This window comes from Rhizobium etli 8C-3 (assembly GCF_001908375.1).
Lineage (GTDB): Bacteria > Pseudomonadota > Alphaproteobacteria > Rhizobiales > Rhizobiaceae > Rhizobium > Rhizobium etli_B.
Genome location: NZ_CP017241.1, coordinates 454,598 through 479,231 on the forward strand (window position 1 = coordinate 454,598; position 24,634 = coordinate 479,231).

Consider the following 24,634-nt stretch of genomic DNA (forward strand, 5'->3'; position numbering starts at 1 on the left):
TCAAGGAACGATCAGCGTTCCGGCACCGTGTTCGGTGAAGATTTCGAGCAGCACCGAATGGGCCGTCTTGCCGTTCAGAATGACGACACCCTGGACGCCGGCCTTGATGGCATCGATGCAGGTTTCGACCTTGGGGATCATGCCGCCGGAAATGGTGCCGTCGGCGATCAGTGCGTGCGCCTGCGAAACCGAGAGCTCCTTGATGAGGCTGCCCTGCTTGTCGAGCACTCCGGGAACGTCCGTCAGGAAGAGCAGGCGAGTGGCATTCAGTGCACCAGCGATAGCGCCTGCGAAGGTGTCGGCATTGATGTTGTAGGTGGCGCCATCGCGGCCGGGCGCGACCGGTGCGATGACCGGGATCATTTCCGAACGGGCGAGCAGATCGAGCAGCGTCCGGTCGACTTCGACGACCTCGCCGACGAAGCCGAGGTCGAGCACGCGCTCGATGTTTGAATCGGGGTCCTTGATCTTCTTCTGCGCCTTTTCGGCAAAGACCATATTGCCGTCCTTGCCGCAAAGCCCGATCGCCCATTCGCCCGTCTGGTTGATGAGTGCCACGATCTCCTTGTTGATGGAGCCGGCAAGCACCATCTCGACGATTTCGACGGTCTTGGCGTCGGTGACGCGAAGGCCGCCTTCAAACTTCGATTCGATGCCCATCTTCGTCAACATCGCGCCGATCTGTGGGCCGCCGCCATGGACGACGATCGGATTGACGCCGGATTGCTTCAAAAGCGCGATGTCGCTGGCGAAGGCCTTGCCGAGTTCAGGATTGCCCATGGCATGGCCGCCATATTTGACGACGATCGTCTTGTTCTCGTAACGCTGCATGAAAGGCAGCGCCTGTGCGAGAAGGCGTGCTTGGGTTTCGCTTTCGGACTGGTTCATGGCATACCCCGCAGAATAGATCGCGGCCTTTTATCTCAAGTTTTTGACAGATGGAATAATGCCCTGCGCATTAGTTGGTGCGCCTCTTGTCAATTTTGGCCGGCCGCCGTCCATTGCCATCGTGTCAAAAACAGATGGACCGGCGCAATTGGTAGGCCGCATCTCCAGGGCGGACCGGAAGGCTTTCGCCGATCTCTACAAGGAGACGAGCCCGAAAATTTTCTCCATATGCCTAAGTATCCTGAACGATCGTATTGACGCCGAAGAGGCGTTGCAGGAGGTTTATGCAAAGGTCTGGCAGGGCGCCGGAGCTTTCGTGGCGAGCCGGGGTACGCCGTCCTCCTTTCTCGCAGCCATTGCCCGCAACCAGGCGATCGACAAGATGCGAGCGCGAAAGCCTGTCGCCGGCGAGTTGAACAGTGGGTACGACCTTCCCGATCCTGGTCCCGACCCGGAAAAGCAGGCCGTGATGTCTGATGAAGGAAGGCGCATTGACACCTGCATGGAAGAGTTGGAAGCTGATCGGGCGCAGGCGGTAAAGAAGGCCCACGTCGAAGGACTGAGCCATCAGGAACTTGCCGATCAGTTTGGCGTTCCGCTGAACACCATGCGGACATGGCTGCGGCGCAGCCTTTTGAAGCTGAGAGAGTGCATGGAGCGATGACATCGCCGGATCAAAGCAAGGGAGGCCGTTCCCGTGATGAAGTGCTCGCCGGCGAGTACGTGCTTGGTGTTCTTTCGTTTCAGGATCGCCGGGTGGTCGAGGAGCGCATGCGCCGGGACCGTCAGTTTGCCGCGATCGTCAGCCGCTGGGAAACGAACCTTTCTGCTTTCAACGACGAGAATGAAGTGGCCGCGAATCCGGGCCGGGAGACGTTCAAGCAGATCGAGGCACGCCTATTCGGCGAACCGGAGCTTTCGCGGTCCTTTTCCCGCGGTCTTTGGAATTCCGCTGTCTTCTGGCGCTCGCTGACCTTCGCTTCGCTGGTCGTCGCGATCGGTGCCATTATTTTTGCCTCCGGCAACGCTCCCTCGCCGAAAGGTCAATCGCAACTGATTGCCGAATTGTCGTCCGCCGACAGCCAGGTCAATCTGCTTGCCTCTTACGACACCCAAAGCGGCAGCCTCCGCCTCGTTCCTGTCGCGCCGGCAGGCGGGGCTGAGAAAAAATCACTGGAGCTCTGGCTGGTGCCAGGAAGCGGCACTTATAAGTCGCTCGGCATTTTCCAGTCGGGTGACGATGGCGAGCTTGTTATCCCGCCCGATCTGCGCGGCAAAATTGCCGAGGGTACGACGCTCGCCGTCAGCCTCGAGCCTTTTGGCGGATCGACGAGCGGCGCACCGACAGGACCGGTTGTCGCCAGTGGCACCACCCATCGCCGTTAAAAATCGCCTCCTCTGAAACTCTTCCTGCATCGCCTCGTACATGCCGGTGTCCGGGCGGGCCGAGGCATTCCGCACGCGAACCGGCGCCCGGCGCGAGGAGAATGATCATGATGAGGTCTGCTTTGCGCACCATTGCGCTTGCCACTGCCGTATCAGCAATCGCCTTTGCTGTGCAGGCCGCCAACCCCATGGCGGGTGGGGCTCCGACGTTCCCGACGAAGAATCATCGAAAACGCCGTCAACTCGAAGGACCACACCTGGTCGCGCGGTGAAGGCCGGCGGACTTGTCGGCACCTCGAGCCCTGCCGAAGGGCACGGTTGAGACACTTCTAAAGCCCGAAAACCAGCCCGCGCTCGTCAAGGTGCTGAGCTACCACGTCGTTGCAGCAGGACGAAGGAGAGGCGGCTGCGGGCGCCTTTGTCAATTCCAGTTCTTGATCTCGACCGTTTCGGCAATGGCTTGGCGCAACTCATCCAATCCCTCGCTCTTTTCGGAAGAGGTGGCAATAACGTATGGAAAGGCCGCCGGACGCTTTTTGATCTTCTCTGCCGTTTCCGCGAGCAGCTTGGCAACCGCGGGCGGCTTGATCTTGTCGGTTTTGGTGAGAACAATCTGGTAGGAAACAGCGGCCTTGTCGAGCAGGCTCAGAACATCGTCGTCGTTCTTCTTGATGCCATGGCGGCTGTCGATAAGCACGTAGACGCGCTTCAGCGTTGCGCGGCCGCGCAGATAATCGAACACGAGTTTCGTCCAGGCATCGACCTGGTCCTTCGGCGCCTGCGCATAACCGTAGCCTGGCATATCGACGAGCGCCATCGGCGGCAGGTCGCCGCCTTCGCCGGAATAGCCCTCTGGAACGAAGTAGTTCAGTTCCTGCGTCCGGCCCGGCGTGTTGGAGGTCCGCGCCAGTCCCTTGTGTCCGACAAGCGCATTGATGAGCGACGACTTGCCGACATTCGATCGTCCGGCGAACGCCACTTCCAGCGGCCCTTCCGGTGGCAGGAACTTCATGGAAGGCACGCCGCGAATGAAAATCCACGGCCGCCCGAAGAGGGGCTTTTCATTGTTTTGCGTCATACCGCTTTTTTCCAGCGCGTCCCAATCGGTTGCGCATAAGGCATTCAGGTTTGGCGTGGTTTTGTCAACCGACGGTTCCTCGGTGCGCCTTCATTGAAAACAGGTTGCCGAAAAGAAAAAGCCCCGCCGAAGCGAGGCTTCCTCATTCATTTCGATGGTGCCGTTTTTCGCCGGAACAAGCCCTTGAGATTGTCGAAGAGCTCGATCTTCACGCCGTGGCGGCGCATGATGACCCCCTGCTGGATAACGGAGAGCGTATTGTTCCAGGCCCAGTAGATGACGAGACCGGCCGGAAAGCTTGCCAGCATGAAGGTAAAGACCAGCGGCATCCAGTTGAAGATCATCGCCTGTGTTGGGTCGGGCGGCGTCGGGTTCATGCGCATCTGCACGAACATCGTTATACCCATTATCAGCGGCCATACGCCGAGATGCAGGAGGGCGGGCGCTTCGAACGGAAGCAGGCCGAATAGGTTGAAGATGGTGGTGGGATCGGGCGCCGAGAGGTCCTGAATCCAGCCGAAGAACGGCGCATGGCGCATCTCGATCGTGATGTAGATGACCTTGTAGAGCGCGAAGAAGACCGGAATCTGCAAGGCGATCGGCCAGCAGCCGGCAATCGGATTGATCTTCTCTTCCTTGTAGAGCTGCATCATCGCCTGCTGCAGGCCCATCCGGTCGTCGCCGAATTTGGCTTTGAGCTCTTCCATTTTCGGCTGCACGCGCTTCATGTTTGCCATCGAGGCGTACTGCTTGCTGGCGAGCGGGAAGAACAGCCCCTTGACGACGATCGTCGTCATGAGGATTGCAACGCCGAAATTGCCGAAGTAGCGGAAGAAGAAATCCATCAGCTTGAACATCGGCTTGGTGATGAAATAGAACCAGCCCCAGTCGATCAGCCGGTCGAAGCGCGGGATCTGGTAGGAGGCCTCATAGCCGTCGATCACCGGAACTTCCTTGGCTCCGGCAAAGACGAGATTCTTGAGCTCGATCGACTGTCCGGGACCAACCGTGACCGCGTCTTCCTTGTAGTCGGCCTGGTAGCGTGGCTGGCCATCGGTGAAATGCGAGAAGCGGGCCTCATAAGCCGATTTCTGCGGCGGCACGATCGTTGCGGCCCAGTACTTGTCGGTGATGCCGAGCCAGCCGCCGGTGGACTTGGCGGGCGTGACGGCTTCTTCCTCGACGGCAGAGTATTTGCTCTCGACCAGGCCTTCGCCGATGACGCCGATGAAGCCCTCGTGCAGGACGTAGACGGAGGGAGTCGTCGGCTTGTTGTAGCGGGTAACGCGCCCGTAGGACGAAATGGAAGCCGGAGTGCTTCCGCTATTCGTCACCTTGTCCGTGACGGTGAACATGTAGCGGTCGTCGACCGAAATCGTACGCGCAAAGGTCAGACCCTTGTCGTTGGTATAGGTCAGCGTCACCGGTGACTTGTCGGTGAGCTTGGCGCCTTCAGGCGCCGTCCATACGGTTGAGGGACCGGGAACTGCTCCGGTCTGGTCGCTGCCGATATAGCCGAGTTCGGTGAAGTAGCCGTCCTTGGTGTCAGCCGGCGAGAAAAGCGTGATGATCGGGCTGCTCTTGTCGACCGTCTCGTGATAGCCTTTGAGCTTCAGGTCGTCGAGGCGAGCACCTGCCAGGTTGATGGAGCCAGAGAGCGCTTCGGTGTCGATGGCGATGCGCGGCGCCTTAGCAAGCGCTTCCTCGCGCGTTGCGGTCGCTGCGGCCTGGCCGGTCGGGGCAGCGCCACTTGTCTGCGGTGCGGGCTGGCCGCCTGCAGCAGGAGCCTGTGTTTGCTCGCTCTGCTGCTGCGCTTTCTGAGCTTCCTGCGCTTTGCGCTGTGCTTCGATGCGCGGGTTCATGTAAAGAAACTGCCAGCCGAGAACGATCAGCACCGAGAGAGCGATCGCAATGAAATAATTGCGGTTGTTTTGCATCATACGTTCCTGGGGCGTCCGTCGGAGGATCGCCTGTGTTTCGGCTTGTTTTCGACGCGTGCCTTAAGCTCCGCGCTCAATTCCTTGAAGGACGCTGTCAGGCAGTCTCTTCGCGCGACAACCACATAGTCGTGTCCGGGCTGCATTGCAAACCCCACATGAAGCCGCACCGCCTCTTTGATGCGGCGGCGCATGCGGTTGCGCTCGACCGCGTTGCCATGTTTTTTTGTGACGGTGAAGCCGACGCGGGCTTCGGTTTCGGGCTCTTTTCGGTCGAGAACCTCGAGCAGGAAGAGGCGGCCCTTGCGTTTTTCGCCGTTGCGGACAGCAAGAAACTGCGGGCGGCTTTTCAACCGCCCTGCAGTGTTTTTTTCAGTGGTCGTCAATTCGCCCGCCATCTGTTATCGGGCAATCCGGCCTCAGGCCGAAAGACGCTTGCGGCCACGCGCGCGGCGGGCAACGATGACCTTGCGGCCGCCCTTGGTAGCCATACGCGCACGGAAACCGTGGCGGCGCTTGCGGACAAGCTTCGATGGTTGGTAGGTACGCTTCATTTATTTAAACACCGCGGAGTGCGGCCCTTCTTGAATTTGCATATTGCAAGGAGCGTTGTTTTTCGAACGGGCGAGGCCAAAGACCGAAGTGACCGAACGTGCGGCGGCTTATACGGATGAAGCCCCAAAGAGTCAATTATCGCCGTTTAATCATCTCTCGGCCGGGCCAGACAGCAATAATTCGCATTCTGGTGTTAACGATTGCGTTGAACACGTCGAAAAGTTGAATTTTGCTGATTTTGGCGTGGCAGACATGCCATCGATGATATTTTTACTCGAGTCCATGCAATTTTTGCGAAGAATGGCGTCGATGGGCGGATAATATGGGTAATTTTTTGTAGTACTAAACCATCGCATTCGAAATGTAACATTAAGACATTTAGCCGATCTTCATTCTATCGGCTGGGAATTTGCTTTCCAGACTGTCGTTAGACCCTCAGGAGGCATTCCGTTGAAAATCCGCGGCAAGATCAATTTGCTCGTTTCCGTTATGGCAGCTGTCGCCCTTGTGATTGGCGCAACTGCCCTTGTCGCCATGAACGAGTACAACAACAAATTCAGCGCCTACAAGAGCGCCTCACAGCGTGCCTATGCCGGCGAGCGGCTCAACCGCTTCGTGACTGCGACAGTTATGGAAGCCCGCGGCATCTACGCGGCGAAGGAAATCAAGGATACCGGCAACTTCGCCAAGGGGCTGATGGCGAATCTCGACGAGATCGACAAGGTGATCGCCGGATGGGCGCCGCTCGTTCCCGAAAGCCAGAAGGAAAGCTTCGGAAAGCTCGTCGAGCGCGCCAGGGAATTTCGCACCTTCCGCACCGAAACGGTCCGTCTCGGCACTGAAGTCGGGCCGGCAGCCGCCAACACCCAAGGCAATAATGAGGCCAACCGCGCGAACCGAAAGGCCTTCCAGGCCGAGATCGATGCGATCGTCAAAACCGACAAGGCCGAGTTGCAGGCCGTCGACGCCGAGATCGAAGATTTCCGTGCCTCGCTGTTCTGGCTCGTGCTTGCCATTGCCGGCGTCGGCATTTCGACGGGCGTCGGCATGGGCTTTTACATCGGTACCAGTCATCTCAGCCGTCCGATTAAGCGTGTAACGACCGCCATCAATGAGGTCGCCAACGGCAATTTCGACGCGGATGTGCCTTATGCCGGCCGTAAGGACGAGATCGGCGAGATGGCAGCCGCCGTCGCCGTCTTCAAGGAGAACGGCTTGGCCATCAAGCGCCTGCATGCACAGGAAGCGGCCATGCGCACCAAGAGCGACGACCTGCAGTCGAGCATGTCCGTCGTGGTCGCAGCCGCGGCTGCTGGTGATTTCAGCCGTCGTATCGAAAAAGACTATGAGGACGAGAATCTCAATCAGTTCGCAGGCAATATCAACACACTGCTTTCCAGCGTCGATGCCGGCGTCGGCGAAACCCGCCGCGTCATTGCAAGTCTTGCGGATGGCGATCTGACACAAACCATGCGCGGCGACTTCCAAGGCGCATTTGCCGAGTTGCAGCAGAACGTCAACAACACGTTCCAGACGCTGCAGACGACCATGCGCGAGATCCGCGAGACCACCGAAGCCATCAACGGCAACACCAACGAGCTCCGCGTTGCCAGTGACGACCTTTCGAGGCGCACGGAACAGCAGGCGGCAGCACTCGAAGAGACTTCCGCAGCGCTCGACGAGATCACTGCCGTCGTGCAGAACTCGACGGAACGGGCGCAGGAGGCCACCATCATGGTCTCGGAAGCGAAGGAAAATGCGGGCCGCTCCGGCGTCGTCGTCCGCAACGCGGTCGATGCGATGGGCCGTATCGAACAGGCATCGCGCGAAATCAGCCAGATCATCAACGTAATCGACGAGATCGCTTTCCAGACCAACCTTCTTGCACTCAATGCCGGCGTCGAGGCGGCACGCGCGGGAGAAGCAGGCAAGGGCTTCGCGGTCGTGGCGCAGGAGGTTCGCGAACTCGCCCAACGCTCGGCAACGGCCGCAAAGGACATCAAGGCGCTCATTACCAAATCCGGCGATGAAGTTCATGTCGGTGTGAAGCTGGTGCAGGCAACCGGCGAGGCGCTGGGCGAGATCGAAACCCGCGTCATTGCGATCAACGATCACATTCATTCGATCGCGACCGCGGCAAAGGAGCAATCGACCGGTCTCAAGGAGGTCAACACTGCCATAAACCAGATGGACCAGGTGACGCAGCAGAATGCGGCGATGGTCGAGGAAACCTCGGCGGCGACCCACAAGCTCTCCGCGGAAGCCGACGGTCTTGTCAATCTTATTGCCCATTTCAGGATATCGAATGCTGCTGCAGTGCCGCTCGCCGTTGCCCGGAGCGAAGAACACCGCCCTGTGGCCTCGCCGGCGCGCCGTGTGATGAAGACCGTGTCGCGGGCCTTCAACGGCAACACGGCGGTTGCCGGGCAGAATTGGGAAGAATTCTGAGCATCTTCGACAGTCAGAAATCGCCGCCTTGGGGCGGCGTTTTCTTTTGTGGCGGCTTGGCATTGCTCGCGAAGATTTGAAAGCGCGCTTCGATCGGCTAATATAGAAGTCTGGTTTCAGGCGCTTAGCCGATCGGAAATGACGATGCCGGAGCAACAGCAAGGCGAAAATTCGACTGTCGACAGCGCCGCGGACGGCGCAAACCGTCCGGCGGGTGCGTTCGGCGGCCTGTCGGGGAAGCTGCTTTGGCTGACTGTCCTGTTCATCATGCTCGCCGAAGTGCTGATCTTCTTCCCTTCCATCGCCAGCATGCGCATACGCTGGCTGGAGGACAAGCTGAACACGGCTGCTGCCGCCGCCATCGTTATTGATGGCCTGCAGCCCGTCGAACTGCCGTACGCATTGCAGAAGGAAACATTGGCGGCGACCGGCACGAAGGCGATCGTTCTTCGCAAGGAAGGCACCTCCAGGCTTCTGGCGATGAGCAGCATGCCGACATCCGTCGATGAGCAGTATGACCTGACCAAGGCCACGCCGATCAGTTCCATGGGAGACGCATTGGATACGCTGCTTTTTGGCGGCAACCGCATCATCCGCGTTTACGGTCCGGTCGGCGAGACGAACATGGGCGTCGAAGTGCTGATGAAGGAAAAGCCGTTGCGCACGGCGATGCTCGTCTATGCACGCAATGTTCTGCTCCTCTCCGTGCTGATTGCGCTCTTCACCGCGACGCTGATTTTCTTCGTCATTAATCGCATCCTGATCCGCCCGATCCGTAGGCTGACCGGCAACATGCAGCAGTTTTCGGCCGATCCGGAAAACCCGCAGCATATCTTCGTGGGCGATGGCGGGCGCGATGAACTGGCGGTCGCGGGACGGCGTCTGACGGCAATGCAGATGGAACTACAAAAGACGCTGAAGCAGCAGAAGAATCTTGCGGCACTTGGCCTTGCGGTTTCAAAGATCAATCATGACATGCGCAACATCCTTGCCTCGGCACAGCTGATGTCAGATCGTCTCGTAGATGTCGATGACCCGATGGTTAAGAGCTTCGCACCGAAGCTTCTGCGCACCATCGATCGCGCGGTCGGCTATACGACGGAAGTGCTCTCCTTTGGTCAGGCAAGCGAATCGGCGCCCCGCCGGCGGCGGGTCAGGCTCTACGATCTGACGCAGGACGTTCGGGATATGCTGGCGATCGATCCGCAGAGCGGCGTTGAGTTTGCCGAGCAGATGCCGCCGGACATAGAGATCGATGCCGATAGCGAGCAACTCTTCCGTGTGATTCACAATCTCTGCCGGAACGCGTTGCAGGCGTTGACCGGCGAAACTGCCCCTGACGGCGTCAAACGCATCACTGTATCGGCCCAGCGGGTCGGTAGCGTCGTCAGCATCATTGTTGACGATACCGGGCCGGGCATGCCGATGAAGGCCCGGCAGAATCTCTTTGCGGCCTTCCGCGGTTCGGCCCGCAGCGGCGGCACAGGCCTCGGACTTACGATCGCGCGCGAACTGGTCCTGGCGCATGGCGGCACGATCGCCCTCGTCGAGAAGCCCGCGGCCGGCACGCAGTTCCGCATCGAAATCCCGGACCGGCCGGTTTCGCTGGAGGACTACCGTTCGCGCACCCAGGCGGAAAAGTGATGCAAATTCCGCATCTCAGCCATCTGCAACCAAAGTCGTGATTTTTTTCGAATTGCTATTGCATTCGCCAAAAGGACGCTTTAGAGGATCGCCCACGCAAGCGGCACGGCCGCTTTGGTACGCACCCGTAGCTCAGCTGGATAGAGCACCAGACTACGAATCTGGGGGTCAGGAGTTCGAATCTCTTCGGGTGCGCCATTACTTCCCATAAACAAATACTTACGCAGAGCCCTTTGGGCTATTGTTCTGTGCCCATTCACGCACATGGGCGTCGTCGCGCGCTTCGAAGCCAAAGGACGATCGCGACGAAGCATCCCGCATCGCGCTTGTCCGCCGTCTTTGGTGCGAAGCAACCGACCCGCGTGTGCCGCTTGTCTTTCACGACTAAAAAACGGCCGCGGGTCATGACCTCATCAATTCAGGCCTGGAAGAGCTGCAGGCGCAATCTGAGGCAATGGACGATCCCTTGATCGCCAAAAAGCACACATAGTGGGAAAGCAATGGCCATGAGACGCGCCGCATCTGCATCGTCTCGCACGTCGGCTGCTGCGTGAACGGAACGTTCGACCGAGAACCCCTCGCTTGGGATTGCGACATTCTCAGGAGAAGGCGCCGGCGGTCATCCGCTGGCAAACGGATCAAACCGGCCTCCTCCCTTCCGCTAGTCTGACCCGTCTTTTTTTGCCCGCTCGATGAATTTCCCAGCGACCGCTTTGCCAAGTGCGGCACCGGCCTGGTTGACCGCAGGCGCGTGCGCTGTATCCGCCGCCCGCTGAGGAACAGGCGACCGTCCCGCGTTGGCCCCAGAAGTACGGCGCTTGCGGCTGACAGGTAGGCATGGGGATAGAGGTATCTTGCGATCCGGACGGCGTGTCTCAGCACGGTCGCCTCGATATCCTCGCCAGCATCGACATAGATGCCGCGCATGAGCTGGACGAGTTTTCCCGTCTCAGCCTGGTAGTGGCTACGAGCCTTATCGATGTTTTCTCCGACCAAATGCAGCGGCATTTTCCAACTTTCGCGTATCTCACATACGGGAAAGTTGGCATCTACGATGTCGAGAAAACAAGATTTTCTAACTTTCGCGTGTTTCATATACGCGATAGTTATAAATCGCGACGTAACTGCCAAGCATAATGTCGATCCAGGCGATGACATCACCTTTGTTAGTTTCGGATCACCAGAAGGCGTGACATACACGCCTCTATGGCGGTTGGGATGAAGTCAAGCTTTGTTCATTTGATTGGTCATAAGACCGGTTTGTCACCAGAATTATATACATATTTCCGCGCGCCGGGCGCGACGGTTGAGAAGTCCGGGGTGTCATGAAGTTGGTTGTACGGAGTTCGTTGGCTAAGCCTTCACGGAAAATCTGATCCGTGGTTCGGCTTCGGCCCCACAGGCGCGCATCGAACGCCAAACGGCTGCCCCCGCGCCGATCTAACTCCTTGGCCGCCCTTGGGCCTCAGCATGGCATAGGACATGAGGCGTGGGACCGAGCCCGCAGACACGTCACCCCTTCACTCGTCGATCTGATCGCGCGCCAGCTGCTCTGGATTCTTGTTGCTGTCGTTCACGTTGGTTGACTCCGGCAATTGCTCGTTGACTCCACCGGCGTACAACCTAGACGACTCATCGGAAAAGTTATACAGCCACTTCATCTGCGGCCGGCTGTCCATGAAGTCAATGAGGGCCCACCCTGTCGACCGGGATTGTGTGATCTACGGCCGGTGGCTGAAGCGGGCGATTTGCGCATCTTTCATCAGACTGCGAAAGTTAGGCCCACTGACATGCACCAGTGTCTTGTGGTCACCGCCTTCGAAATAGACGTCACTCGCCTCGCCGAGGCTCTCGTCGAGGATGACAGGCACATCGTAAGCAGATCCGATGGGTGGTACCGCGCCAATGTCGCAATCGGAAAAAAGCGAGCTAACCTCCTCCTCCGAGGCGAGACCAAGGCGCCTGTTCATCAGATCCTGCAATGTGGAGAGCTCGATCCGGTGTGTGCTCGGAACAACGGCAAGGACGTAGCCCGTTTCGTGATGGACGACCACGGATTTGGCCAGCCTGCTGCCCGGAATGTGTGCGGCTTGCGCCGACTGGCTGGTTGTTGCAGTGCGGTGATGAGCGACGGTGTCGTAAGCGATACCCTCACCGGCGATATAGTCCTGAAGTTTCCCCGCGATCGTCATCGTAGGCACTCCCTATGTTTGCCTGGGACGCATAAGGACATTTTCCTCTCATCATCCGGGAAGTCAACGACGAATGGGCGGCTGCAAGTGTAGGCGGTTGGGAGGCCGTCCTCGATCAACTTGCTTAGTTTCGCGCAATCTTGCGCAGGTATCGTCGTCCAGCGCCGAAGTGGTGCGGAGCGGGGCGCGGGGAGAATTATGAAGGCGAGAACCCAGGTTGTGATTTCGATGGCGGCGGTCGCGGTCGTTCTTGCCGGATGTGTCACTTATGACGCCAAGCCGGTTCTCTATCCCGTGGCAAGCCCGGTCAATCCGCCGTTCATTGCTCACGTGATGTGCATCGGCGAAGCCAACGCGATGTATAGCGAAGCGGCGCAGCAGTACAAACTGCGTGCACAGATGACTGGTGACTATGATAGCGCCGAAGCCGAAGCGCTCTCGCGCGATGCTGCGCGCAGGCAATATGATGCCTGCGCCTCGTCCGAAGGTTATCGCGCCGTCTACGAACGATCTGGCAGTCCGTAACGCTCTTATTGACGGTGGGGAATTGCTTGCCGGCTGGTGTGGCGGCATCTGCCCGCGACCATCTCTTGCACTAAGTGCAAAAATGCAATAGGTAAAAAAGTGCAATAAGGGATCCTTTGCCGATGGCGTCTGCAAATCGATGTTCGGGAAGCGGTGCCTGGCAGGTAAGGGCGTTTGATTCAAAAGTGGGGCCAATCAACATGACAGCGGACATGGCATGCTCGGATTTCCTGCACTTCTTCCGTTCGTGGATCACCAATCCACTTCGCGTCGCTGCAATCGCTCCCTCCGGCGTTTCGCTTGCCAAGCTGATGACGAAGGAGATCGCCGCGCTTGACGGGCCGATCATCGAACTTGGCCCCGGTACGGGAGTTTTCACCAGGGCGCTGCTTGCGCGCGGCCTCAAAGAGGCGGATCTAACGTTGATCGAGTATGGCCCGGAATTCATCGATGGCCTCAAGGCCCGCTTTCCGGCCGCCCGTGTCCTGCAGATGGATGCGGGGCATCTGGCACAGGCCGAAATCTTCCAGGGCGAGCCAGTTGGGGCAGTGGTGAGCGGCTTGCCGTTGCTTTCGATGTCGCCGCGCAAGATCACCGCCATTCTCGCTGGCGCTTTCAGCTACATGCGGCCAGGCGGTGCGTTTTACCAATTCACTTACGGGCCACGCTGCCCTGTGCCGCGGCCAATCCTCGACCGGATGGGACTCAAGGCAACGCATATCGGCGGCACGATGCGGAACCTGCCGCCTGCCGCAGTCTACAGAATTTCGCGCCGCAAGCCGCTTGAGCTGTCGCGGGAGCGCTGCAAATATCATAGCAGGCAAGCGGAGGTAAAAACGGCCGCTGGAGAGATTGGCGGCTGATGCAATCGAACGCAGATGGCTGAATCGAAGACCAGAACCGCCGAAGGGCGCCGCGAGCGCAAGCGACGCCAGACGCGCGAGCGTATCGAGCAGGCGGCAATGACGCTGTTTCTCGAACGTGGATTCGACGCCACGACGATCGAGGACATCACGGAATCAGCCGACGTGTCGAAGCGCAGCTTTTTCGATTATTTTCCCTCCAAGGAAGAGGTCGTTTTCGCCTGGCAGGATTCCTTTGCCGACCGGCTGATGGCTGCCATCGCCGCAAGGCCGAAGAGCGACTCGCCGCTCAAGGTCGTTGAAGAAGCAATCGTGGAAACGGTCGCCGCTTCCGCCAATGAACGTGGTCTCGCCCTTGGTGAACTCATTCGTCGCACGCCCGTGCTAAAAGCGCGCGATCAGATGAAATATGCAAAACTTGAGCACAAGCTGACCGAAGCCATGGTCGCAAGAGGCGGCGCAGGCAAGGACGTCCGGGCGCGCATGCGCCTTCTCTCTGCGATTGTCATCGGTGCATTGCGTGTCGGCGGAGAACGTTGGCAGGAACGTCCGCCAGAAGGCCAGCTCGAGGCTTTTGCGAGGGAGCTTTTTGCCGATCTTTGGAAGACGCTGGCGGATTTCGGCGACGAAGCGAAAAATCGGCGTTAGCCAGCTGCACTTGACAGAATTATTTTTAACCAATTGATCAAAATTGCTGCAAAATGAGGCGTCTACGTGATGCCATATAGGGAGCCATGCGTGGCGTGCATTGCTGCATTGCGGTAATAACCCTATTCTCGATCAAATCAATCGGCTATTTATAGCTTCGTAAGCAGCGCACTCCTCCTCCCAGCGCTCTTACGCAGACTGGTAACACTCCTCCTCCCAGTTGCCAGTCAGGATCAAGAGCCCGGTGCACCTCCTCCCGCGCCGGGCTCTTTTCTATTTTCAGCCCCGAAAATCACTCTGCCCATCTTTTGCGAAGCGAACCGGCTGTGTGCCTTATTTGACTCCCCTTGCGCCCGCGGCTTATTTGAGCGGCAGCCGTAGAGCGTTCAGCCAGGTGTCGATGTTGGAGTAGGGATGTTTGACGGATCGGGGGCCATGCGGAAGATGCTTGCGAGCCTGACGCTTGCTGCCTTGCTGCTATCGGCCTGCGGCGGACGGCACATCGGCGTGATGACGCCGGTTGGATCCGTGCTGCCGGGCACGTCGAAAGTCGACCTTCTCGTCGCAACAACGCGCGCACAGGACAAGGATCCCGCCGTCCTCTTTTCCGGCGAGCGCGGCACCGGCCTGATGGTCAATGCGGTCAAGGTTTCGATACCGCCGGATGCCAATCGCAAGGCAGGTCAGGTGCAATGGCCGAAGCGCCTGCCGGCAGATCCGCTTCGCGATTTCGTCACAGTGTCGGTCGATCCGCTCGAAGGAGAGCGGGCAGGCGAGGTTTGGTTGAAGAATCACATGCCGAAGAGCCGCCGCGTGCTGGTCTTCGTCCACGGCTTCAACAATCTCTACGAGGATTCCGTTTACCGTTTCGCGCAGATCGTTCACGATTCGCATGCCGACGTGGCGCCGGTCGTCTTCACCTGGCCGTCGCGTGGAAGTATCTTCGACTATAATTACGACAAGGAAAGCACCAATTATTCCCGCGATGCGCTGGAAGAGCTGCTGCGCCGCACCGCTCAGAACCCAGCCGTCAGCGATATCACCATCATGGCGCATTCGATGGGCACCTGGCTGACCGTCGAGGCGCTGCGCCAGATGGCAATCCGGGATGGGCATGTTGCAAGCAAGATCAATAACGTCATCCTTGCCTCGCCCGATCTCGACGTTGATGTTTTCGGGCGGCAATTCGTGAGCCTCGGCAAGGAGAGACCGCATTTTACCATCTTCGTTTCGCGCGACGACCGCGCGCTGGCGCTTTCGCGCCGCATCTCCGGCAATATCGATCGCCTCGGCCAGATCGATCCTTCTGCCGAACCCTATCGCAGCAAGCTCGAGGCGGCGGGCATAACGGTCCTCGATCTCACCAAGCTCAAGGGCGGCGACAGGCTGAATCACGGCAAGTTCGCCGAAAGTCCGGAAGTCGTGAAGCTGATCGGCGACCGGCTGATCGCCGGCCAAACGATCACCGATTCGCAAGTCGGTCTTGGCGAAGCCGTTGGTGCGGTTGCGATCGGCGCTGCGCAGACGGTCGGCAGCGCAGCCAGCGTTGCCGTGAGCACCCCGATCGCGATCTTCGATCCACGCACCCGCCGCAACTATGATGCCCAGTTGAAGCGCTTCGGCCGGTCGGTGGAAAATACCGCGGGCTCGGTCGGCGATACGGTCGGTGCCGGTTTGCCGGCACAATAAAATTCCTCATAGGCATTCACCTCTTTCTGATATATCACAACGCAGGTCATGCCGGCCTTGCGTTGATGGATGATGATATGACGAATGAAAGGAAGCAGACGGTCGCCGTTGTCGGCGCAGGCGTAATCGGAGCATCGATCGCCTTCGAAATGCAGCGACGCGGTTTTCAGGTGACGCTGATCGACAAGGGCGAGCCCGGCCGTGGCACGTCCTACGGGAATATGGCGAGCATCGCTCTCGATTTCGCCGCCGGTTCTGGTCCGGCGACCTGGAAGAAAATCCCCCGCTGGCTGATAGATGCCGAAGGGCCGGTTTGGTTGCGTCCGTCTTACGCACCGAAAATACTTCCGTGGTTCCTGCGTTTCCTCGCTGCTGGCCGCCCGTCCCGTTTGCGCCGGATCGAAGATGCAGGCATGAGCCTGACCCGCCGGGCGCTGGGCGATTTCCGGATCATGCTTTCGGCAATCGGCGCACCGGATCTCATGACGGAGGAGGGCTGCCTTGCCGTCTATGAGACGGAAGCCGAATTTTCTGCCGACCACGGCCATATCGAATTGATGCAGCGCTACGGCTTCAATTTCGAGATCTTGAACAGCGGAGCGATCCGCGACTACGAGCCGGAACTTTCGCCCTCGATCGCCAAGGCCGTGCTCTTGCCGGACAACAAGTCGATCCGGGATCCCTACCAATTGGTGGTCAACCTTGCGGACGCCGCTCAGGCGGCCGGCGCGCGTTTTGTCCCAGGTGTCGTGCGCAATATCGAACGCAAACCGGCGGGCAATGCTGTCGTGCTGCTCGAGGACGGCGGCCGCATCGAGGTTAATTCCGTGATCCTGGCAGCCGGCGTGCACACGCGCGAGCTTGCCGCAAAACTTGGCGAGCCGATCCCTCTGGAGACCGAGCGCGGCTATCACACGCAGATCATGAAGCCCGGAATCTCGATGCGCTATTCGGTCATCTGGCCGCATCGGGCTTTCATGGTGACGCCGACGGCCGGCGGTATTCGCGTCGGCGGCAACGTCGAACTGGCGGGGCTCGACGCGCCGCCGGATTTCCGTCGCCCGCGATTGCTCGTGCGCCATGCGCAGCGTGCGCTGCCGGGTTTGAAGATCGAAGAGGCAACCGAATGGATGGGGCATCGCCCGGCGCTGCCGGATACGATCCCGATCATCTCGCCTTCATCGAAGATGCCGGGGATATGGTATGCAACCGGCCACGGCCATCTCGGCCTGACGCTTTCGGCGACGACAGCGCAGCTGATCGCCGATATGGTGATGGGGCGCGAACCAACGGTCGACATGATCCCCTTCCGTATAAACCGATATTAGGAGGAACCGATGCCCGATAATACGAAGCCTGTAGCGCTGATTACCGGTGGCGGCCGCGGGATGGGCGAGGCGATTGCCCGCGAGCTGGCCGCGCAGGGCTATCTTCTGGCCTTGATGTCGCCCTCCGACAGCTGCGAAAAGCTCGCCCTCGAGCTTGGCGGTGTTGCCTCTCGCGGCGTGGCGGAAAAGGCCGAAGACCTCCAGGCGATTTTCGACCTGACGATGGAGACTTATGGCCGCATCGACGCTGTCGTGAACCACACAGGTCATCCGCCGAAGGGTGACCTCCTGGACATCACCGATGAGATGTGGACGCTTGGTTCCGACATGATGATCCTGTCGCTGGTGCGTATGGCCCGTCTCGTGACCCCCGTCATGCTCAAGCAGGGCAAGGGCGCTATCGTAAACATCACGACCTTCGCCGCCTATGAACCGTCACTGATCTTCCCCGTTTCCTGCACCTATCGCGCGGCGGCAGGCGCCTTTACCAAGCTTTATTCGGATCGCTATGCTGCGGATAATATCCGCATGAACTGCATCCTGCCCGGCTATATCGACAGCCTTAACCACAAGCCTGAAACCGCCGACAAGATTCCGATGAAGCGCATCGGCCACATGGAAGAGATCGCAAAGACCGCGGCTTTCCTGCTTTCCGACGGCGCGGGCTACATCACGGGTCAGAATATCCGCGTCGATGGCGGCGTCACCCGTCACGTTTGATAGGAGATAAAATGAGGTGGAAGCGTACCATCCAGCTTCTGGACGTTCACTGTGAAGGCGAGATCGGCAAGGTCGCAATTGGCGGTGTGCCGAAAATTCCCGGCGAAACCGTTGCCGAGCAGCTTCATTGGTTGAATACCGATCCCAAGGGCAGCGAGCTTCGCCGTTTCCTCTGCCTCGAGCCGCGCGGCGCGCCGATCGGCTCCGTCAATCTGCTCTTGCCGGCCAAGCATCCCGATGCCGATGCAGCCTTCGTCATTCTGCAGCCGGATCAGGCGCATGCGAGTTCGGGTTCGAATTCGATTTGCGTCACGACCGCGTTGCTCGAATCCGGCATCGTCGACATGAAGGAACCTGAAACCGTCGTCACACTGGAGACTGCGGCCGGTCTGGTAAGGGCGGTGGCAACCTGCCACGATGGCCGCTGCGAAAAGGTGCGGCTCACCATGGTTCCGGCTTTCGTCCATCAACTGGACGTCGAGATCCAAACGCCGCATTGGGGCAAGGTCAAAGCGGACATCTGCTATGGTGGCATCTTCTACGCACTGATCGACGTCCGCCAGATCAACCTGACGATTGAGAAGACGAATGCCGCAGGCCTCGTTCAGGCAGGCATGATCCTCAAGGAGATCATCAATCGCGAGATCTCGGTCATACATCCGGAAATACCGGCCATCTGGGGTGTTGCCTATGTGATGTTCCGCGATATCGAGGCGGATGGCGCGGTGCGCACCTGCACGACCATGTGGCCGGGCCGCGTCGACCGCTCGCCCTGCGGCACCGGCAGCTCGGCGAACCTGACTGCGCTCCATGCACGCGGCAAGGCCAAGGTCGGCGATATCTTCAGGTCGCGCTCGATCATCGGCTCGGAATTCGAGGTAGGCTTGCAAGCGGTGACCGAAGTTGCAGGCCGCCCGGCCATTATCCCGACGATCACAGGCCGCGGTTTCACCTTCGGCCTGTCGCAGGTCGCGCTCGACCCCTTCGATCCGCATCCACACGGCTTTGCGCTGACGGATGTCTGGGGGCCGCAGGCGGGCGAGATTTAAGGGTCAATAGTCGAATGGCTCGACCTCGGCCCTGGCGCCTTCGCCGGCAGCCTTCGGGTAGATGACGCCCTTGCGCAGGATGACGTTGGCGTAGAGACGCGGCTCGCTAGTCTGAATGACGGCGTGGGCGGCGCGAACGCGGTTATAGAAATCCTGTCCGACGAGCGGCGTCACCTGACGATGCGGCTCGTGCCTGGCGCAGCAGTCGATGATCTCCTCGTGCACGGGATCGAGCTTTTCGCGCTCGGCCTTGACTGTCGAGCGGAAGATTGCTTCCGGCACGAAATCGTCGATCGGCAGCACGCTCAGAACCGCATCGAGCACCGGTATGATGCCATGGCCGTCGAGACGGATCAGGCGCCGCCCATGCTCGAGGCCCGGATAATTGCCGTCGACGATGGCGATCTCGTCGCCGTGGCCCATTTCGCGCAGCGTCGAAAGCAGTTGCGGACTCAAGAGCGGATCAAGTCCCTTCAGCATTTTCGATCTCCTTGAATAGTACATTCTGGTCGGTCAGATAGCGCGCGAAAATCGGCAGGCTCGCGCCACCGATCGCGCGCGCTTGCGCCCCCACCGCACCCTCGATGATTTCTGGCATCACAACACCCTGCAGGTCGAGTTTCGCGGCCTCGCGGATTGTTGCGCTTACGATACGCTTGCGCACCCAGCCGGGGAAGCCGCCGTCTATGACGGCTGCGCTGAAATCGATGATCGAGGCGGCGGCAACGATCGCCTGCGCAAGGGCTTTCGCGGTATCCTGGATCCAGGTCTCCATCGGCGGGCCGAAGTCCACCCAGTCATCGGCGGAATACCAGAGCGGCTGAGGATCGATGCCTTTCTCGCGCAGCATGTTTTCGAGCACGAAGATCGAGGCAATGTCGAGAAGCTGGCGGTTCTCGCCATTCTTGCCGCGCACCGGAAGCGGGCCGATCGCGCCGGCAGTGCCGGTTCGGCCGGAGAAGATCGCCGAGTTGAGGACGATGCCACCGCCGATGAACGAGCCTATGAAAAGATAGACGAAATCCGGGTAGGATGGGCCGACGCCGAAGACGAGCTCAGCGCCGCAGGCGCTGGTGGCATCGTTTTGCAGATAGACCGGATGTGAAAGGCTGGCGGCAACTTCGGCCTGCAGGTCGAACCCGCGCCAGACATCCATCGCGCCGGCGGGCGCACCGACCTCGTCTGCCCAGTTCCAAAGCTCGAACGGCGCGGCAATGCCGATGCCTGCGATCCGGCTCCGTTGCCTCTCTTCGAGCTTGCTTTCAAGCTCCCGGATGCCGGAAATGATGAAGGCGAGAATTTCGTCGGGCAGGGGATAGGCATAGGTGCGGTGCAACTGCATGCGGATGCGCCCGACGAAATCCATCAAAACCAGATCGGCGCTGCGCCGGCCCATCTTTACACCGAAGGAATAGACGGCGTCGGGATTGAGGTGCATCGGGATCGACGGCTGTCCGACGCGACCGCGAACGGGTTCGCCTCTTGAAAGCAACCCCTCTCTCTCCAGTTCCCTCATGATGACGGAAACGGTTTGAGCAGAAAGGCCGCTGCGGCGTGCGATGTCGGCCTTCGAAAGCGAGCCGTAAAGGCGCACCAGCGAAAGGACCAGCCGCTCGTTATAGGCGCGCACCCTGACCTGGTTCGCGCCTCCCGCCGGATTTAGAATAGGTGGTGTGCCCGGCGCGTGCGTCGGACCGTCCAAGGACGACATTGGCCCACTCCTCCCGTTCATTGGCCTATGCCTGATTTGGAATCAACATGCCACATGGAATTAATAATTCAATTGGATTTATTTATTGACAAGCGAATTTCTTTTCGTTCTTAATTGCGGTCGTCAACAGTGTGGGACGGCTTCGGAGGAGGCCTTGACTGACTCTGAGGTGTCGTCCCGTGTCTCAATTCCGGTATGCCATGCGGGCGTTCCGGCTAATCTCTGGGAGGAGTTCATGAAGAAATCAGTTCTGGCTTTCGGCGCGCTTGCACTCGGCGTTGCTTTTTCCGCTCCGGCCATGGCCGCGGATGTTTCGGCCTGCCTCATCACCAAGACGGACACCAATCCGTTTTTCGTCAAGATGAAGGAAGGCGCGACGGCCAAGGCGAAGGAACTCGGCGTTACGCTGAAGTCCTACGCCGGTAAGATCGACGGCGACAGCGAAAGCCAGGTTGCTGCCATCGAAAGCTGCATTGCCGATGGCGCTAAGGGCATTTTGATCACTGCATCGGATACCAAGGGCATCGTTTCGTCGGTTAAGAAAGCGCGCGACGCTGGCCTGCTGGTCATCGCCCTCGACACGCCGCTCGATCCCGCCGATGCCGCTGACGCGACCTTTGCGACCGACAATCTGCTCGCCGGCAAGCTGATTGGTCAGTGGGCCAAGGAAACGCTGGGCGACAAAGCCAAGGATGCCAAGGTTGGTTTCCTCGATCTGACGCCGTCGCAGCCGACCGTCGACGTTCTGCGCGACCAGGGCTTCATGATGGGCTTCGGCATCGACCCCAAGGATCCGAACAAGATCGGCGACGAGGACGATCCGCGCATCGTCGGCCACGACGTGACCAACGGCAACGAAGAAGGCGGCCGCAAGGCCATGGAAAACCTTCTCCAGAAGGATCCCAGCATCAACGTGATCCACACGATCAACGAACCGGCCGCCGTTGGTGCCTACCAGGCGCTGAAGGCTGTGGGAATGGAGAGCAATGTGCTGATCGTATCGGTTGACGGCGGCTGCCCGGGCGTCCAGTCGGTCAAGGATGGCGTAATCGGCGCCACTTCCCAGCAGTATCCGCTGATGATGGCGGCTCTGGGCGTCGAGGCGATCAAGAAGTTCGCCGATAGCGGTGAAAAGCCGAAGCCGACCGAAGGCAAGTCCTTCTTCGATACCGGCGTTTCGCTCGTCACAGACAAGCCGGTTTCCGGCGTCGAATCGATCGATACCAAGGTCGGCACCGACAAGTGCTGGGGCTGAGCCTGGCTATCTAGCCATAACGACGGCCGGGGCTTGATCCTCGGCCGTTTTCGACAGACGATAAGCTCTTGCCTCATGAACCGGCGTACGAAGACCGGAGCAATATGGGCAATAGCTTCCGCGCGCGGTTCGGCGCGAAAGCGGAGGAGAAAAAATGACCGGAGCACAGGAATTCGAACGGGTTCTTGACGGCAGCGACAAGAATGTCGCGTCGTTCGAACACCAGGACATCTCATTTCTGAAACGTGCGCAGCACTTCCTGCACTCGACGCCGGCAGCGGTGCCGCTGATCGTGCTGGTGCTGGCGATCATCATTTTCGGCATGGCGATCGGTGGGCGGTTCTTCTCGTCCTACACGCTCACGCTCATCCTGCAGCAGATCGCCATCGTCGGCATCCTCGGCGCGGCGCAGACGCTGGTCATCCTGACCGCCGGCATCGATCTTTCGATCGGCGTCATCATGGTCATTTCCGCCGTGATCATGGGCAACTGTGCCATCACCTACGGAATTCCAACGCCGATTGCCGTCATGCTCGGCATGCTGGTCGGCGGCCTATGCGGGCTGCTCAATGGTTTTCTCGTCGCCTACATGAAGCTGCCGCCGTTCATCGTGACGCTCGGCACGTGGAATATCGTTATGGCGACGAACTTCATCTACTCGGCAAACGAGACGATCCGCGATGCGGACGTGGATGCGCAAGCGCCGCTGCTGCATTTCTTCGCGCTCAGTTTCAAGGTCGGCAATGCGGTCTTGACGCTCGGCGTCATTGCCATGGTGCTGCTGGTGCTTGGACTCTGGTATGTTCTCAACCACACGGCCTGGGGCAGGCACGTCTATGCGGTCGGCGATGATCCGGAGGCGGCAAAGCTCTCCGGCATCCAGACCAAGAGCGTACTGCTCACTGTCTATGCAATCTCGGGCGTCATCGCAGCCTTTGCAGCCTGGGTATCGATTGGCCGCAACGGATCCATCTCGCCGTCTTCTGCGGTCACCGATTTTAACCTGCAGGCGATCACCGCCACCGTGATCGGCGGTATCTCGCTCTTTGGCGGCCGCGGTTCCATCCTCGGCACCTTGTTCGGCGCGATGATCGTCGGCGTCGTGTCCATGGGGCTCAACATGCTCGGAGCCGACCCCCAGTGGAAAGTCCTGCTGACCGGCGTGCTCATTATCGCCGCTGTCGCAATCGACCAGTGGATCAGAAAGGTTTCGGTGTAATCATGGCTGTTGAACCCATCCTTACCGCCCGCGGCCTCGTCAAGCGCTACGGACGCGTCACCGCGCTCGACAACGCAGACTTCGACCTCTATCCAGGCGAAATCCTCGCCGTCATCGGCGACAACGGCGCGGGTAAGTCGTCGCTTATCAAGGCGATTTCCGGTGCAGTTACTCCCGACGAGGGCGAGATCACGCTGGAGGGCAAGTCGGTCCACTTCAGGTCGCCGATGGAGGCGCGAGAGGCGGGCATCGAGACCGTCTATCAGAACCTTGCGCTTTCCCCCGCCTTGTCGATTGCCGACAACATGTTTCTTGGCCGTGAGATCAGGAGGCCGGGCGTGCTCGGCAGTTGGTTCCGCATGCTCGATCGGCCGGCGATGGAAAAACGCGCCCGATCCAAACTCTCTGAACTGGGCCTGATGACGATCCAGAATATCAATCAGGCGGTCGAAACGCTCTCCGGCGGCCAGCGCCAGGGTGTGGCGGTTGCACGCGCGGCCGCTTTCGGCTCCAAGGTTGTCATCATGGATGAGCCGACAGCCGCACTCGGAGTGAAGGAAAGCCGTCGCGTGCTGGAACTGATCCTCGACGTGCGTTCCCGTGGCTTGCCGATCGTGCTTATTTCGCACAACATGCCGCATGTCTTCGAAGTCGCGGACCGTATCCACATCCACCGGCTTGGCCGCCGCCTGACGGTTATCAACCCGAAGGAATATACCATGTCCGACGCCGTGGCATTCATGACCGGCGCCAAGACGGTCCCCACGGATCCGGTTCCTGCATGAGCATGACCATCGCAGAAATCGCCGGCGAGGTGGTCACCCGCGCCGGCGACGCCAAGCGCTTCCTGATCGCCATCGCCGGTCCGCCCGGCGCCGGCAAGTCGACCATGGCAGACAGTCTCGCCGATGCGATAACAGCGCGCGGAGAAACTGCCGAAGTGCTGCCGATGGATGGCTTTCATATGGACAATGCAGTTCTGAGCGAGCGCGGTCTGCTCGCCCGCAAGGGCGCGCCGGAGAGTTTTGACGTCCGTGGCTTTCTAGACATCATCCGCGCCGTGCGTTCAGCCGACCAGGAAGTGCTGATCCCGGTCTTCGACCGGTTGCGCGAGATCGCGATCGCATCGGCCCGCGTCGTCTCGCCGGAACATCGCTTCATCATCGTCGAGGGCAACTACCTTTTGTTCAGCCAGGGCAAGTGGGCGGAGCTTGAGGATATCTTCGACTACTCCATCATGCTTGCACCGCCCATCGAGGTGCTCGAAGAGCGGCTCTTGGCCCGCTGGCGCGGCTACAAGCTGACGCAAGAGCAGGCGAGTGCCAAGGTCTATGGCAATGACCTGCCGAATGGCAGGCTCGTCCTGGAAAACCGCCGCCGCGCGGATGTGACGCTTGAGATCGCCTGACGATTGAAGCGGCAAAATGTTTGCCATGAGCCGTGCCGGGATGATAATGCGCGGGGCGAAATCCTTGAAGGCCGCCTTGCCGGAGTTGTAG

General features: G+C 59.6%; 24 protein-coding genes, 1 tRNA gene and 2 pseudogenes. 18 read left to right on the forward strand and 9 right to left on the reverse strand.

Annotation, left to right across the window (positions count from 1 at the left end; translation table 11 throughout):
- The gene (gene argB, locus AM571_RS02295) at positions 1-888 is read right to left on the reverse strand and encodes an acetylglutamate kinase (RefSeq protein WP_074060006.1); all 888 of its coding nucleotides are present in this window, start codon (positions 886-888) and stop codon (positions 1-3) included.
- A 121-nt stretch (positions 889-1,009) separates the two neighbouring features.
- Here argB and AM571_RS02300 point away from each other — a divergent pair, with 121 nt between their 5' ends.
- From AM571_RS02300 to AM571_RS37195, 3 genes and pseudogenes are all read left to right on the forward strand, one after another.
- Positions 1,010-1,552, forward strand: coding sequence for a sigma-70 family RNA polymerase sigma factor (locus AM571_RS02300; protein WP_074063032.1), 543 nt, complete (start codon positions 1,010-1,012; stop codon positions 1,550-1,552).
- Positions 1,549-2,274, forward strand: coding sequence for an anti-sigma factor (locus tag AM571_RS02305; protein ID WP_074060007.1), 726 nt, complete (start codon positions 1,549-1,551; stop codon positions 2,272-2,274). Before AM571_RS02300 ends, AM571_RS02305 begins: the two co-directional genes overlap by 4 nt.
- A 107-nt stretch (positions 2,275-2,381) precedes the next feature.
- Positions 2,382-2,663 (forward strand): annotated as a pseudogene (locus AM571_RS37195) (fasciclin domain-containing protein); the annotation flags it as partial.
- Between the two features lie 32 nt (positions 2,664-2,695).
- Here AM571_RS37195 and yihA read toward each other — a convergent pair.
- From yihA to rpmH, 4 genes are all read right to left on the reverse strand, one after another.
- Positions 2,696-3,352: a ribosome biogenesis GTP-binding protein YihA/YsxC gene (gene yihA / locus AM571_RS02310; RefSeq protein ID WP_074060008.1), complete on the reverse strand. Its 657-nt coding sequence runs from the start codon at positions 3,350-3,352 to the stop codon at positions 2,696-2,698.
- 146 nt (positions 3,353-3,498) lie between these two features.
- The gene (gene yidC / locus AM571_RS02315) at positions 3,499-5,289 is read right to left on the reverse strand and encodes a membrane protein insertase YidC (protein WP_074060009.1); all 1,791 of its coding nucleotides are present in this window, start codon (positions 5,287-5,289) and stop codon (positions 3,499-3,501) included.
- Positions 5,289-5,687 carry a ribonuclease P protein component gene (gene rnpA / locus AM571_RS02320; RefSeq protein WP_074060010.1) on the reverse strand — a complete coding sequence of 133 codons (399 nt, stop codon included), beginning with the start codon at positions 5,685-5,687 and terminating at the stop codon, positions 5,289-5,291. The genes yidC and rnpA overlap by 1 nt, the downstream gene beginning before the upstream one ends.
- Before the next feature lie 21 nt (positions 5,688-5,708).
- Positions 5,709-5,843 carry a 50S ribosomal protein L34 gene (gene rpmH, locus AM571_RS02325; protein ID WP_016552555.1) on the reverse strand — a complete coding sequence of 45 codons (135 nt, stop codon included), beginning with the start codon at positions 5,841-5,843 and terminating at the stop codon, positions 5,709-5,711.
- Between the two features lie 88 nt (positions 5,844-5,931).
- Here rpmH and AM571_RS36045 point away from each other — a divergent pair, with 88 nt between their 5' ends.
- The 4 genes from AM571_RS36045 to AM571_RS02340 all read left to right on the forward strand — a co-directional run bounded on the left by AM571_RS36045 (position 5,932) and on the right by AM571_RS02340 (position 10,134).
- The gene (locus AM571_RS36045) at positions 5,932-6,165 is read left to right on the forward strand and encodes a hypothetical protein (RefSeq protein WP_132660304.1); all 234 of its coding nucleotides are present in this window, start codon (positions 5,932-5,934) and stop codon (positions 6,163-6,165) included.
- A gap of 129 nt (positions 6,166-6,294) precedes the next feature.
- Positions 6,295-8,292, forward strand: coding sequence for a methyl-accepting chemotaxis protein (locus tag AM571_RS02330; protein ID WP_074060011.1), 1,998 nt, complete (start codon positions 6,295-6,297; stop codon positions 8,290-8,292).
- A gap of 144 nt (positions 8,293-8,436) precedes the next feature.
- Positions 8,437-9,936 (forward strand): ATP-binding protein, encoded by a 1,500-nt coding sequence (locus tag AM571_RS02335; protein ID WP_074060012.1) that lies wholly within the window; start codon positions 8,437-8,439, stop codon positions 9,934-9,936.
- 121 nt (positions 9,937-10,057) lie between these two features.
- A tRNA-Arg gene (locus tag AM571_RS02340) sits at positions 10,058-10,134 on the forward strand.
- A gap of 516 nt (positions 10,135-10,650) precedes the next feature.
- On the opposite strand, the pseudogene AM571_RS37200 reads toward AM571_RS02340, so the two are convergent.
- A pseudogene (locus tag AM571_RS37200) lies at positions 10,651-10,944 on the reverse strand (type II toxin-antitoxin system HipA family toxin); the annotation flags it as partial.
- 713 nt (positions 10,945-11,657) lie between these two features.
- Positions 11,658-12,128 carry an aminoacyl-tRNA deacylase gene (locus AM571_RS02350; protein ID WP_074060013.1) on the reverse strand — a complete coding sequence of 157 codons (471 nt, stop codon included), beginning with the start codon at positions 12,126-12,128 and terminating at the stop codon, positions 11,658-11,660.
- 198 nt (positions 12,129-12,326) lie between these two features.
- Here AM571_RS02350 and AM571_RS02355 point away from each other — a divergent pair, with 198 nt between their 5' ends.
- From AM571_RS02355 to AM571_RS02385, 7 genes are all read left to right on the forward strand, one after another.
- Positions 12,327-12,653, forward strand: coding sequence for a hypothetical protein (locus AM571_RS02355; protein ID WP_074060014.1), 327 nt, complete (start codon positions 12,327-12,329; stop codon positions 12,651-12,653).
- 200 nt (positions 12,654-12,853) lie between these two features.
- On the forward strand, positions 12,854-13,516 hold the full coding sequence (locus AM571_RS02360) for a class I SAM-dependent methyltransferase (protein ID WP_074060015.1): 663 nt from the start codon (positions 12,854-12,856) through the stop codon (positions 13,514-13,516).
- A gap of 15 nt (positions 13,517-13,531) precedes the next feature.
- Positions 13,532-14,164, forward strand: coding sequence for a TetR family transcriptional regulator (locus AM571_RS02365; RefSeq protein WP_074060016.1), 633 nt, complete (start codon positions 13,532-13,534; stop codon positions 14,162-14,164).
- 435 nt (positions 14,165-14,599) lie between these two features.
- Entirely contained in the window at positions 14,600-15,853 is a 1,254-nt protein-coding gene (locus tag AM571_RS02370) for an alpha/beta hydrolase (RefSeq protein ID WP_237358524.1), read from the forward strand.
- A gap of 77 nt (positions 15,854-15,930) precedes the next feature.
- Positions 15,931-17,181 carry an NAD(P)/FAD-dependent oxidoreductase gene (locus AM571_RS02375; RefSeq protein WP_074060018.1) on the forward strand — a complete coding sequence of 417 codons (1,251 nt, stop codon included), beginning with the start codon at positions 15,931-15,933 and terminating at the stop codon, positions 17,179-17,181.
- 9 nt (positions 17,182-17,190) lie between these two features.
- Positions 17,191-17,901 (forward strand): SDR family oxidoreductase, encoded by a 711-nt coding sequence (locus AM571_RS02380; RefSeq protein WP_074060019.1) that lies wholly within the window; start codon positions 17,191-17,193, stop codon positions 17,899-17,901.
- Positions 17,902-17,912: 11 nt separating this feature from the next.
- The gene (locus tag AM571_RS02385; RefSeq protein ID WP_074060020.1) at positions 17,913-18,950 is read left to right on the forward strand and encodes a proline racemase family protein; all 1,038 of its coding nucleotides are present in this window, start codon (positions 17,913-17,915) and stop codon (positions 18,948-18,950) included.
- A gap of 3 nt (positions 18,951-18,953) precedes the next feature.
- On the opposite strand, the gene AM571_RS02390 is transcribed toward AM571_RS02385, so the two are convergent.
- Both AM571_RS02390 and AM571_RS02395 read right to left on the reverse strand, forming a co-directional pair.
- Positions 18,954-19,430 (reverse strand): RbsD/FucU family protein, encoded by a 477-nt coding sequence (locus tag AM571_RS02390; protein ID WP_074060021.1) that lies wholly within the window; start codon positions 19,428-19,430, stop codon positions 18,954-18,956.
- The gene (locus AM571_RS02395; protein ID WP_074060022.1) at positions 19,414-20,661 is read right to left on the reverse strand and encodes an ROK family transcriptional regulator; all 1,248 of its coding nucleotides are present in this window, start codon (positions 20,659-20,661) and stop codon (positions 19,414-19,416) included. Before AM571_RS02395 ends, AM571_RS02390 begins: the two co-directional genes overlap by 17 nt.
- A gap of 235 nt (positions 20,662-20,896) precedes the next feature.
- Here AM571_RS02395 and AM571_RS02400 point away from each other — a divergent pair, with 235 nt between their 5' ends.
- The 4 genes from AM571_RS02400 to AM571_RS02415 all read left to right on the forward strand — a co-directional run bounded on the left by AM571_RS02400 (position 20,897) and on the right by AM571_RS02415 (position 24,543).
- Positions 20,897-21,916: a sugar ABC transporter substrate-binding protein gene (locus AM571_RS02400; RefSeq protein ID WP_022713541.1), complete on the forward strand. Its 1,020-nt coding sequence runs from the start codon at positions 20,897-20,899 to the stop codon at positions 21,914-21,916.
- Positions 21,917-22,070: 154 nt separating this feature from the next.
- Positions 22,071-23,135 carry an ABC transporter permease gene (locus tag AM571_RS02405; protein ID WP_074060023.1) on the forward strand — a complete coding sequence of 355 codons (1,065 nt, stop codon included), beginning with the start codon at positions 22,071-22,073 and terminating at the stop codon, positions 23,133-23,135.
- A 2-nt stretch (positions 23,136-23,137) separates the two neighbouring features.
- A complete protein-coding gene (locus tag AM571_RS02410) occupies positions 23,138-23,920 on the forward strand; it encodes an ATP-binding cassette domain-containing protein (protein WP_074060024.1) in 783 nt (260 codons plus the stop codon).
- A complete protein-coding gene (locus AM571_RS02415) occupies positions 23,917-24,543 on the forward strand; it encodes a nucleoside triphosphate hydrolase (protein ID WP_074060025.1) in 627 nt (208 codons plus the stop codon). Before AM571_RS02410 ends, AM571_RS02415 begins: the two co-directional genes overlap by 4 nt.
- Positions 24,544-24,634: the final 91 nt, after the last annotated feature.